Origin of the sequence: Pseudomonas sp. YuFO20 (assembly GCF_035064975.1) — a bacterium.
Taxonomy (GTDB): domain Bacteria; phylum Pseudomonadota; class Gammaproteobacteria; order Pseudomonadales; family Pseudomonadaceae; genus Aquipseudomonas; species Aquipseudomonas putida_AE.
In genome coordinates this window covers 15047-26640 of record NZ_JAXDEO010000036.1, presented here as the reverse complement: position 1 = coordinate 26640, position 11594 = coordinate 15047, and the positions used below count along the sequence as shown (strand labels likewise).

The window sequence follows — 11594 nt, the reverse complement described above, 5'->3', positions numbered from 1 at the left end:
TGGTCAGCGAGCGCAGGAATTTTCCACCGCAGAACAACTTTTCATAAAGACGCGACGAGGTTTATCTCCCATGGCACTGACACGCGAACAGCAAATTGCAGCCCTCGAAAAAGACTGGGCTGAGAACCCGCGCTGGAAAGGCGTGACACGCACTTACTCCGCTGCTGACGTCGTCCGCCTGCGTGGCTCGGTTCAACCTGAGCACACCTTTGCAAAAATGGGCGCCGAGAAGCTGTGGAACCTGGTTACCCAGGGTGCCAAGCCAGCCTTCCGTCCTGAGAAAGATTTCGTCAACTGCATGGGCGCCCTGACCGGCGGCCAGGCTGTACAACAAGTCAAAGCCGGTATCCAGGCAATCTACCTGTCGGGCTGGCAAGTGGCTGCGGACAACAACTCCGCCGAATCGATGTACCCGGACCAGTCGCTGTACCCGGTTGACTCGGTACCGACCGTGGTCAAGCGCATCAACAACTCGTTCCGTCGCGCCGACCAGATCCAGTGGAAAGCCGGCAAGAACCCGGGCGACGCTGGCTACATCGACTACTTCGCGCCAATCGTGGCTGACGCCGAAGCCGGTTTCGGCGGCGTACTGAACGCCTACGAGCTGATGAAGAGCATGATCGAGGCAGGCGCCGCCGGCGTTCACTTCGAAGACCAACTGGCTTCCGTGAAGAAATGCGGCCACATGGGCGGCAAGGTACTGGTTCCTACCCAGGAAGCCGTACAGAAGCTGACCGCTGCCCGTCTGGCAGCCGACGTTGCCGGTACCCCGACCATCATCCTGGCCCGTACCGACGCCAACGCCGCTGACCTGCTGACCTCCGACTGCGACCCGTACGACCAGCCATTCGTGACTGGCGAACGTACCCAGGAAGGTTTCTACAAGGTGCGCGCCGGCCTGGATCAAGCCATCGCCCGCGGCCTGGCCTACGCTCCGTACGCCGACCTGATCTGGTGCGAAACTGCCAAGCCGGACCTGGACGAGGCTCGTCGCTTCGCTGAAGCGATCAAGAAGGAATACCCGGACCAACTGCTGTCGTACAACTGCTCGCCTTCCTTCAACTGGAAGAAAAACCTGGACGACGCGACCATCGCCAAGTTCCAGCGCGAACTGTCCGCCATGGGCTACAAGCACCAGTTCATCACCCTGGCCGGCATTCACAACATGTGGCACAGCATGTTCAACCTGGCGCACGACTACGCCCGCAACGACATGACTGCCTACGTGAAGCTGCAAGAGCAAGAGTTCGCTGATGCTGCCAAGGGTTACACCTTCGTGGCTCACCAGCAGGAAGTGGGCACCGGCTACTTCGACGACATGACCACCGTGATCCAGGGTGGCTCGTCTTCGGTAACCGCGCTGACCGGTTCGACCGAAGAAGAACAGTTCCACTGATCTGCTTCGCTTGAGACATCAGCCGCCGCGGGCCTTTTAGAAAGCTAACCGCAGCGCTGCACACCTGACGCCCCGACTGGTTCGGGGCGTTTTTTTGCCCGCAATTCCCCAACCACCACAAAACCCTGTAATGCGCAAATAAGACAACTTCCCCACCCTAAACCCACTAAACAGTTTAAAAACCGGCACAAACAATATTGATTATCATTTAGCGAAAACTATGTTCGTTACATTCCTTACAAAACATAATTCCCGAAATGCCGGCTAATGCCCGCAACGCAAGGGCTACGGCGCTTTTGCCGCGCGCTATGTCCTTATTCCTATAAATAATTTCGCTATAGGAATTTTACTTGCTGGGTGTTTAGCCATAAAATCAGCGGGATTGATTGCTGCGACATATCGTCACTGCTTTGTTACTTTTTCAAGCTCAGAGACCTTTGCTCTCTGTTAAGGATTACCAGCATGCCCGAAGCGACAGGACTCATGGCCCACAACTGGGGCTTTGCCATTTTCCTTCTAGGCGTCGGCGGCCTCTGCGCCTTCATGCTCGGTGTCTCCAGCCTACTCGGGTCAAAAGCCTGGGGCCGCAGCAAAAACGAACCGTTCGAGTCCGGCATGCTACCTACAGGTGGCGCCCGCTTGCGGCTCTCAGCCAAATTCTATCTGGTCGCGATGCTGTTCGTGATCTTCGATATCGAAGCCCTCTTTCTCTTTGCATGGTCTGTGTCCGTCCGCGAAAGCGGCTGGACCGGATTCGTCGAAGCTCTCGTTTTCATAGCAATTCTGTTGGCAGGTCTTGTCTACCTATTCCGAGTGGGTGCCCTTGACTGGGCTCCGGAAGCTCGGCGCAAGCGGCAAGCGAAGCTGAAACAATGAGGCTTTGGCAATGCAATACAATCTCACCAGGATCGACCCCGATGCTCCTAACGAGCAGTATCCGATTGGCCAGCGGGAAACCGTTTCCGATCCGTTAGAAGATCAAGTCCACAAAAACATCTTCATGGGCAAGCTCGAAGACGTGCTTAACGGCACGATCAACTGGGGGCGCAAGAACTCCCTGTGGCCGTACAACTTCGGCCTTTCGTGCTGCTACGTGGAAATGACCACCGCCTTCACGGCGCCCCACGACATCGCGCGCTTTGGCGCCGAGGTTATCCGGGCATCGCCGCGCCAGGCGGATTTCATGGTTATCGCCGGTACCTGCTTCATCAAGATGGCGCCGATCATCCAGCGTCTCTACGAGCAAATGCTCGAACCTAAATGGGTCATCTCCATGGGTTCGTGCGCCAACTCCGGTGGCATGTACGACATCTACTCCGTCGTTCAAGGGGTGGACAAGTTCCTGCCCGTGGACGTCTACGTGCCTGGCTGCCCGCCCCGTCCTGAAGCTTTCCTGCAAGGTTTGATGCTGCTGCAGGAGTCGATTGGACAGGAGCGTCGTCCGCTTTCCTGGGTCGTTGGTGATCAAGGCGTCTACCGCGCCGAGATGCCTTCGGAGAAGGAAAAGCGCCGCGAACAGCGAATCGCAGTCACCAACCTGCGCAGCCCCGACGAAGTCTGATCCAGATCTGCTTCTTTAATAGAACGAGACACTGGCTTCATTCTTTACGTTGACCGAAAGCGATAAAATAACCATGACTACAGGCAGTGCTCTGTACATCCCGCCTTACAAGGCAGACGACCAGGATGTGGTCGTCGAACTGAACAACCGTTTTGGCCCGGAGGCGTTCACCGCCCAGCCTACCCGCACCGGCATGCCGGTGCTTTGGGTTGCCCGTGCCAAACTCGTCGAAGTCCTGACCTTCCTGCGCAACCTGCCCAAGCCGTACGTCATGCTCTATGACCTGCACGGCGTGGACGAGCGTCTGCGTACCAAGCGTCAAGGGCTGCCGAACGGCGTCGACTTCTCCGTGTTCTACCACTTGATGTCGATCGAGCGTAATAGTGACGTAATGATCAAGGTCGCCTTGTCCGAGAGCGACCTCAGCCTGCCGACCGTCACCAGCATCTGGCCGAACGCCAACTGGTACGAGCGCGAAGTCTGGGACATGTACGGCATCGACTTCAAAGGTCACCCGCACCTGTCGCGCATCATGATGCCGCCGACCTGGGAAGGTCACCCGCTGCGCAAGGACTTCCCGGCCCGTGCCACCGAGTTCGACCCGTTCACCCTGAACCTGGCCAAGCAGCAGCTCGAGGAAGAGTCCGCGCGCTTCAAGCCGGAAGACTGGGGCATGAAACGTTCCGGCCCGAACGAGGACTACATGTTCCTCAACCTCGGCCCGAACCACCCTTCGGCGCACGGTGCATTCCGCATCATCCTGCAGCTGGACGGTGAAGAGATCGTCGACTGCGTTCCGGACATCGGTTACCACCACCGTGGTGCCGAGAAGATGGCCGAGCGTCAGTCCTGGCACAGCTTCATCCCGTACACCGACCGTATCGACTACCTCGGCGGCGTGATGAACAACCTGCCGTACGTGCTCTCGGTCGAGAAGCTGGCCGGCATCAAGGTGCCCGAGAAAGTCGACGTCATCCGCATCATGATGGCCGAGTTCTTCCGGATCACCAGCCACCTGCTGTTCCTGGGTACCTACATCCAGGACGTCGGCGCCATGACCCCGGTGTTCTTCACCTTCACCGACCGCCAGAAAGCGTACACGGTGATCGAAGCCATCACCGGTTTCCGCCTGCACCCGGCCTGGTACCGCATCGGTGGCGTCGCCCACGACCTGCCGCGCGGCTGGGAAAAACTGGTCAAGGATTTCGTCGAGTGGATGCCCAAGCGCCTGGACGAATACCAGAAAGCCGCACTGGACAACAGCATCCTGCGCGGCCGGACCATCGGCGTCGCCGACTACAACACCAAGCAAGCCCTGGAATGGGGCGTCACCGGTGCCGGCCTGCGTGCCACCGGTTGCGACTTCGACCTGCGTAAGGCGCGTCCGTACTCGGGCTACGAGAACTTCGAGTTCGAAGTGCCGCTGGCCGCCAATGGCGATGCCTACGACCGTTGCATCGTGCGCGTCGAAGAGATGCGCCAGAGCATCCGGATCATCGACCAGTGCATGCGCAACATGCCGGAAGGCCCGTACAAGGCGGATCACCCGCTGACCACGCCGCCACCGAAAGAGCGCACGCTGCAGCACATCGAAACCTTGATCACGCACTTCCTGCAGGTTTCGTGGGGCCCGGTCATGCCGGCCAACGAATCCTTCCAGATGATCGAAGCGACCAAGGGCATCAACAGTTATTACCTGACGAGCGATGGCGGCACCATGAGCTACCGCACCCGGATTCGTACCCCAAGCTTCCCGCACCTGCAGCAGATCCCTTCGGTGATCAAAGGCAGCATGGTCGCGGACTTGATCGCGTACCTGGGTAGTATCGATTTCGTTATGGCCGACGTGGACCGCTAAGCATGAACAGCACGCTTATCCAGACAGACCGTTTCACCTTGAGTGAAACCGAGCGCTCGGCCATCGAGCACGAGTTGCATCACTACGAAGACCCGCGCGCGGCGTCGATCGAAGCCCTGAAGATCGTCCAGAAGGAACGTGGCTGGGTGCCGGACGGCGCCCTCTACGCCATCGGCGAGATCCTCGGCATCCCGGCCAGCGACGTAGAAGGCGTGGCGACGTTCTATAGCCAGATCTTCCGCCAGCCGGTTGGCCGCCACATCATTCGCGTCTGCGACAGCATGGTCTGCTACATCGGCGGCCACGAGTCGGTGGTCAGCGAAATCCAGAGCAAACTCGGCATCGGCCTGGGTCAGACCACCACCGATGGTCGTTTCACCCTTCTGCCGGTTTGCTGCCTCGGCAACTGCGACAAGGCGCCGGCGTTGATGATCGACGACGACACTTTCGGGGATGTGCAGCCAGCAGGCGTTGCCAAATTGCTCGAGGGCTACGTATGACCCTGACTTCCTTCGGTCCAGCCAACCGCATCAAGCGTTCGGCCGAGACTCACCCGCTCACCTGGCGCCTGCGTGACGACGGCGAAGCCGTCTGGCTCGACGAGTACCAGGCCAAGAACGGTTACGCCGCTGCGCGCAAGGCCTTCGCCGACATGGCCCAGGACGACATCGTCCAGACCGTGAAAGACGCAGGCCTCAAGGGCCGCGGCGGTGCAGGCTTCCCCACGGGCGTGAAGTGGGGCCTGATGCCAAAGGACGAATCCATCAACATCCGCTACCTGCTGTGCAACGCGGATGAAATGGAGCCGAACACCTGGAAAGACCGCATGCTGATGGAGCAGCTGCCCCATCTGCTGATCGAAGGCATGCTGATCAGTGCCCGCGCGCTGAAAACCTACCGTGGCTACATCTTCCTGCGTGGCGAGTACACCACCGCCGCCAAGCACCTCAACCGTGCCGTGGAAGAAGCCAAGGCTGCAGGCCTGTTGGGCAAGAACATCCTGGGTTCGGGTTTTGATTTCGAGCTGTTCGTCCACACCGGTGCCGGGCGTTACATCTGCGGTGAAGAAACCGCACTGATCAACTCCCTCGAAGGCCGTCGCGCCAACCCGCGCTCCAAGCCGCCCTTCCCTGCCGCCGTTGGCGTGTGGGGCAAGCCGACCTGCGTGAACAACGTCGAGACCCTGTGCAACGTGCCGGCGATCATTGCCGACGGCGTGGACTGGTACAAATCCCTGGCCCGCGAAGGCAGCGAAGACATGGGCACCAAGCTCATGGGCTTCTCCGGCAAGGTCAAGAACCCGGGCCTGTGGGAACTGCCATTCGGCGTCACCGGTCGCGAGTTGTTCGAAGACTACGCCGGCGGCATGCGCGATGGCTTCAAGCTCAAGGCCTGGCAGCCAGGCGGCGCCGGTACCGGCTTCCTGTTGCCGGAACACCTGGACGCACAAATGTACGCCGGCGGCATCGCCAAGGTGGGCACCCGTATGGGTACCGGCCTGGCCATGGCGGTGGACGACAGCGTCAACATGGTGTCCCTGCTGCGCAACATGGAGCAGTTCTTCGCCCGCGAATCCTGTGGTTTCTGCACCCCGTGCCGCGATGGCCTGCCATGGAGCGTCAAGCTCCTGATGGCCATCGAGAACGGTGAAGGCCAGCCAGGCGACATCGAGACCCTGCTGGGTCTGGTCGGCTTCCTCGGCCCAGGCAAGACCTTCTGTGCTCACGCACCGGGCGCCGTGGAACCGTTGGGCAGCGCAATCAAATACTTCCGCCATGAGTTCGAAGCCGGTATCGCGCCTGTCAGCGCCGCCGTCCCGCCTCTGGCAAGGCCGATCGTAGTCGGCGCGTAAACGCTTAAAAAAGGCGAAGGGTCCGTGCCCTTCGCTTTTCGTGCGATGACGCCTTTACCGGCTGTGTTGATTCGCGCGGATAACAAGATTCCATTAGCCACGCCCGCTGACACCGGGCCAACGAAGAACTTTGAACCATGGCCACTATCCACGTAGACGGCAAAGCGCTCGAAGTCGATGGGGCAGACAACCTGTTACAGGCATGTCTGTCTCTGGGCCTCGATATTCCGTATTTCTGCTGGCACCCTGCCCTTGGCAGCGTTGGCGCTTGCCGCCAGTGCGCGGTCAAGCAGTACACCGACGAGAACGACACCCGTGGTCGTATCGTCATGTCCTGCATGACCCCTGCCACCGACAACACCTGGATCTCCATCGAAGATGAAGAATCCAAGGCCTTCCGCGCCAGTGTTGTCGAATGGCTGATGACCAACCACCCTCACGACTGCCCGGTCTGTGAAGAAGGCGGTCACTGCCACCTGCAAGACATGACGGTAATGACCGGCCACAACGAGCGCCGTTACCGCTTCACCAAGCGTACCCACCAGAACCAGCAACTGGGCCCGTTCATTTCCCACGAGATGAACCGCTGCATCGCCTGCTACCGCTGCGTGCGCTTCTATAAGGACTACGCCGGCGGCACCGACCTCGGCGTATTCGGCGCCCACGACAACGTGTACTTCGGTCGCGTTGAAGACGGCACCCTCGAAAGCGAGTTCTCCGGCAACCTCACCGAGGTCTGCCCGACCGGTGTGTTCACCGACAAGACTCACTCCGAGCGCTACAACCGTAAGTGGGACATGCAGTTCTCGCCGAGCATCTGCCATGGCTGCTCCAGCGGTTGCAACATCTCCCCGGGCGAGCGTTACGGCGAACTGCGTCGTATCGAAAACCGTTTCAACGGTTCGGTAAACCAGTACTTCCTGTGCGACCGTGGCCGTTTCGGCTATGGCTACGTCAACCGCGAAGACCGCCCGCGTCAGCCGCTGCTGGCCAATGGTGCCAAGCTGAGCCTGGACGAAGCACTGGATAAAGCCGCCGACCTGCTGCGCGGTCGCAACATCGTCGGTATCGGTTCGCCACGCGCCAGCCTCGAAAGCAACTACGCGTTGCGCGAACTGGTCGGTGCCGAGCACTTCTACTCGGGTATCGAAGCTGCCGAGCTGGAACGCATCCGTCTGGTCCTGCAAGTGCTCAAAGACAGCCCGTTGCCAGTACCGAACATGCGCGACATCGAAGACCACGACGCCATCTTCGTCCTCGGCGAAGACCTGACCCAGACTGCTGCGCGCATGGCCCTGTCCCTGCGTCAATCGGTCAAGGGCAAGGCCGAAGACATGGCCGACGCCATGCGCGTCCAGCCTTGGCTCGACGCCGCGGTGAAGAACATCGGCCAGCACGCGCTGAACCCGCTGTTCATCGCCAGCCTGGCTGAGACCAAGCTCGACGACATCGCTGAAGAGTGCGTACACGCCGCTCCAGACGACCTGGCCCGCATCGGTTTCGCCGTGGCTCACGCCCTCGATGCCAGCGCGCCTGCCGTTGAAGGCCTGGACGCTGAAGCCCTCGAACTGGCCAAGCGCATTGCCGACGCCCTGCTCGCCGCCAAGCGCCCACTGATCATCGCCGGTACTTCCCTGGGCTCCAAAGCCCTGATCGAAGCCGCCGCGAACATCGCCAAAGCCCTGAAGCTGCGCGAGAAGAACGGTTCCATCAGCCTGATCGTGCCAGAAGCCAACAGCCTCGGCCTGGCCATGCTCGGAGGCGAATCGGTCGACGCTGCGCTGCAAGCCGTGATCGACGGTAAAGCCGACGCCATCGTCGTGCTGGAAAACGATCTGTACACCCGTACCGACAAGGCCAAGGTCGATGCTGCCCTTAACGCCACCAAGGTGCTGATCGTCGCCGACCACCAGAAGACCGCCACCAGCGATCGCGCGCAACTGGTCCTGCCAGCCGCCAGCTTCGCTGAAGGCGACGGTACCCTGGTCAGCCAGGAAGGCCGCGCCCAGCGTTTCTTCCAGGTTTTCGATCCGAAGTACATGGATGCGAGCATCCTGGTCCACGAAGGCTGGCGCTGGCTGCATGCCCTGCGCGCGACCCTGCTGAACCAGCCGATCGACTGGACCCAACTGGACCACGTCACCGCTGCCGTCGCTTCCAGCACCTCGATCCTGAACCGCATCGTCGATGCCGCACCGTCCGCCGCGTTCCGCATCAAGGGCATGAAACTGGCCCGTGAACCGCTGCGCTACTCCGGTCGTACCGCCATGCGCGCCGACATCAGCGTGCACGAACCGCGTACCCCGCAGGACAAGGACACCGCGTTCGCCTTCTCCATGGAAGGTTACTCGGGTTCCGCCGAACCGCGTCAGCAAGTGCCCTTCGCCTGGTCTCCGGGCTGGAACTCGCCGCAGGCCTGGAACAAGTTCCAGGACGAAGTCGGTGGTCACATCCGTGCTGGCGACCCAGGCACCCGCCTGATCGAAAGCACCGGCGACTCGTTGAACTGGTTCGCCAGTGTTCCGCGCGCGTTCAACCCGGCACCGGGTACCTGGCAGGTCGTGCCGTTCTTCCACCTGTTCGGCAGCGAAGAGAACTCTTCGAAAGCCGCGCCGGTCCAGGAACGCATCCCGGCGGCCTATGTTGCCCTGGCCAAGTCCGAAGCCGATCGCCTCGGTGTCAACGACGGTGCCCTGCTGAGCTTGAACGTGGCTGGCCAGACCCTGCGTCTGCCGCTGCGCATCAACGAAGAACTGGGCGCCGGTCTGGTGGCATTGCCTGCGGGCATCGCCGGCATTCCGCCAGCCATCTTTGGCAAATCCGTTGACGGTCTGCAGGAGGCAGCTCAATGACCTGGTTCACTCCTGAGGTGATCGACATCATCCTCGCGGTCCTCAAGGCCGTGGTGATCCTGCTCGCCGTGGTGGTCTGCGGCGCCCTGCTCAGCTGGGTCGAGCGTCGTCTGCTCGCCCTCTGGCAGGACCGTTACGGTCCGAACCGTGTGGGTCCGTTCGGCGCGTTCCAGATCGCCGCCGACATGATCAAGATGTTCTTCAAGGAAGACTGGACGCCTCCGTTCGCCGACAAGATGATCTTCACCCTGGCACCGGTAGTCGCCATGAGCGCCCTGCTGATTGCCTTCGCGATCATCCCGATCACCCCGACCTGGGGCGTGGCGGACCTGAACATCGGCATCCTGTTCTTCTTCGCCATGGCCGGTTTGTCGGTCTACGCGGTGTTGTTCGCCGGTTGGTCGAGCAACAACAAGTTCGCCCTGCTGGGCAGCTTGCGTGCCTCGGCGCAGACCGTGTCGTACGAAGTGTTCATGGGCCTGTCGCTGATGGGCATCGTGATCCAGGTCGGCTCGTTCAACATGCGCGACATCGTCGACTACCAGGCGCAGAACCTGTGGTTCATCATTCCGCAGATCTTCGGTTTCCTGACCTTCTTCATCGCTGGCGTGGCCGTGACTCACCGTCATCCGTTCGACCAGCCGGAAGCGGAACAGGAACTGGCCGACGGTTACCACATTGAATACGCCGGCATGAAATGGGGCATGTTCTTCGTCGGCGAGTACATCGGCATCGTGTTGATTTCGGCGCTGCTGGTGACCTTGTTCTTCGGTGGCTGGCACGGTCCGTTCGGCATCCTGCCGCAGATCCCGTTCATCTGGTTCGCACTGAAAACCGCGTTCTTCATCATGATCTTCATCCTGCTGCGCGCTTCGATTCCGCGCCCACGGTATGACCAAGTGATGGATTTCAGCTGGAAGTTCTGCTTGCCGCTGACCCTCGTCAACATGCTGGTGACCGCTGCGATCGTGTTGCTCAACACGCGCGCCGTCGCGGCTCAGTGAGGATAGAGAATCATGAAGTACATATTTGACATCGTGCATGGCTTCTACACCCAGCTTCGCAGCCTGGTGATGATCTTCGGCCACGCCTTCCGCAAGCGCGACACGCTGCAGTACCCGGAAGAACCGGTCTACCTGCCGCCGCGCTACCGTGGACGTATCGTCCTGACCCGCGACCCCGACGGCGAAGAGCGTTGTGTAGCCTGCAACCTGTGCGCCGTGGCGTGCCCGGTCGGTTGCATCTCGCTGCAGAAAGCTGAAACCGAAGACGGTCGCTGGTACCCGGACTTCTTCCGCATCAACTTCTCGCGCTGCATTTTCTGTGGCCTCTGCGAGGAAGCCTGCCCGACCACCGCGATCCAGCTCACGCCGGATTTCGAAATGGCCGAGTTCAAACGTCAGGACCTGGTTTACGAGAAAGAAGATCTGCTGATCTCCGGCCCCGGCAAAAACCCTGATTACAACTTCTATCGTGTTGCAGGTATGGCGATTGCCGGTAAGCCAAAAGGCTCCGCGCAGAATGAAGCCGAACCGATCAACGTGAAGAGCTTGCTGCCTTAAGGAAGAAAGATGGAATTCGCTTTCTATTTCGCATCGGGTATCGCTGTGGTGTCCACGCTCCGCGTGATCACCAACACCAACCCTGTGCACGCCCTGCTCTACCTGATCATTTCGCTGATCGCCGTGGCCATGACGTTCTTCGCCCTCGGCGCACCGTTTGCCGGTGTCCTGGAAGTGATCGCCTACGCTGGCGCCATCATGGTGCTGTTCGTGTTCGTGGTGATGATGCTGAACCTGGGCCCCGCCTCGGTTCAGCAGGAGCGCGTCTGGCTCAAGCCCGGCATCTGGCTCGGCCCGGTCGTACTCGGCGCCCTGCTGCTGGTGGAACTGCTGTACGTGCTGTTCGCCCACCAGAGCGGCCAGGCCGTCGGCCACACCACCGTAGACGCCAAGGCCGTGGGCATCAGCCTGTTCGGTCCTTACCTGCTGGTGGTCGAACTCGCCTCGATGCTGCTGCTTGCCGCAGCCGTGACGGCGTTCCATTTGGGCCGTAACGAAGCCAAGGAGCAATGA

General features: G+C 60.5%; 10 protein-coding genes. All 10 read left to right on the top strand.

All coding sequences use genetic code 11. The annotated features are described in order from the left end of the window. Nucleotides 1-70 precede the first annotated feature (70 nt). The 10 genes from aceA to nuoJ all read left to right on the top strand — a co-directional run bounded on the left by aceA (nt 71) and on the right by nuoJ (nt 11594). The gene (gene aceA / locus SOP85_RS20080; RefSeq protein WP_007970439.1) at nt 71-1396 is read left to right on the top strand and encodes an isocitrate lyase; all 1326 of its coding nucleotides are present in this window, start codon (nt 71-73) and stop codon (nt 1394-1396) included. Between the two features lie 462 nt (nt 1397-1858). After that, entirely contained in the window at nt 1859-2272 is a 414-nt protein-coding gene (locus SOP85_RS20075; RefSeq protein WP_007905050.1) for an NADH-quinone oxidoreductase subunit A, read from the top strand. Between the two features lie 10 nt (nt 2273-2282). Beyond that, nucleotides 2283-2957, top strand: a complete 675-nt coding sequence (locus tag SOP85_RS20070; protein ID WP_046037844.1) for a NuoB/complex I 20 kDa subunit family protein — start codon at nt 2283-2285, stop codon at nt 2955-2957. Between the two features lie 73 nt (nt 2958-3030). After that, on the top strand, nt 3031-4815 hold the full coding sequence (nuoC, locus tag SOP85_RS20065) for an NADH-quinone oxidoreductase subunit C/D (RefSeq protein WP_274074757.1): 1785 nt from the start codon (nt 3031-3033) through the stop codon (nt 4813-4815). A 2-nt stretch (nt 4816-4817) separates the two neighbouring features. After that, nucleotides 4818-5315, top strand: a complete 498-nt coding sequence (gene nuoE, locus SOP85_RS20060; RefSeq protein WP_008053447.1) for an NADH-quinone oxidoreductase subunit NuoE — start codon at nt 4818-4820, stop codon at nt 5313-5315. Further along, nucleotides 5312-6667 carry an NADH-quinone oxidoreductase subunit NuoF gene (gene nuoF / locus SOP85_RS20055; protein ID WP_034146908.1) on the top strand — a complete coding sequence of 452 codons (1356 nt, stop codon included), beginning with the start codon at nt 5312-5314 and terminating at the stop codon, nt 6665-6667. The genes nuoE and nuoF overlap by 4 nt, the downstream gene beginning before the upstream one ends. Before the next feature lie 137 nt (nt 6668-6804). Further along, on the top strand, nt 6805-9519 hold the full coding sequence (gene nuoG, locus SOP85_RS20050; RefSeq protein ID WP_323628013.1) for an NADH-quinone oxidoreductase subunit NuoG: 2715 nt from the start codon (nt 6805-6807) through the stop codon (nt 9517-9519). Continuing rightward, nucleotides 9516-10523, top strand: coding sequence for an NADH-quinone oxidoreductase subunit NuoH (nuoH, locus tag SOP85_RS20045; RefSeq protein WP_323628012.1), 1008 nt, complete (start codon nt 9516-9518; stop codon nt 10521-10523). The genes nuoG and nuoH overlap by 4 nt, the downstream gene beginning before the upstream one ends. A gap of 12 nt (nt 10524-10535) precedes the next feature. Beyond that, nucleotides 10536-11081: an NADH-quinone oxidoreductase subunit NuoI gene (gene nuoI / locus SOP85_RS20040; protein WP_007970449.1), complete on the top strand. Its 546-nt coding sequence runs from the start codon at nt 10536-10538 to the stop codon at nt 11079-11081. A gap of 9 nt (nt 11082-11090) precedes the next feature. Next, a complete protein-coding gene (gene nuoJ, locus SOP85_RS20035) occupies nt 11091-11594 on the top strand; it encodes an NADH-quinone oxidoreductase subunit J (protein ID WP_274074754.1) in 504 nt (167 codons plus the stop codon).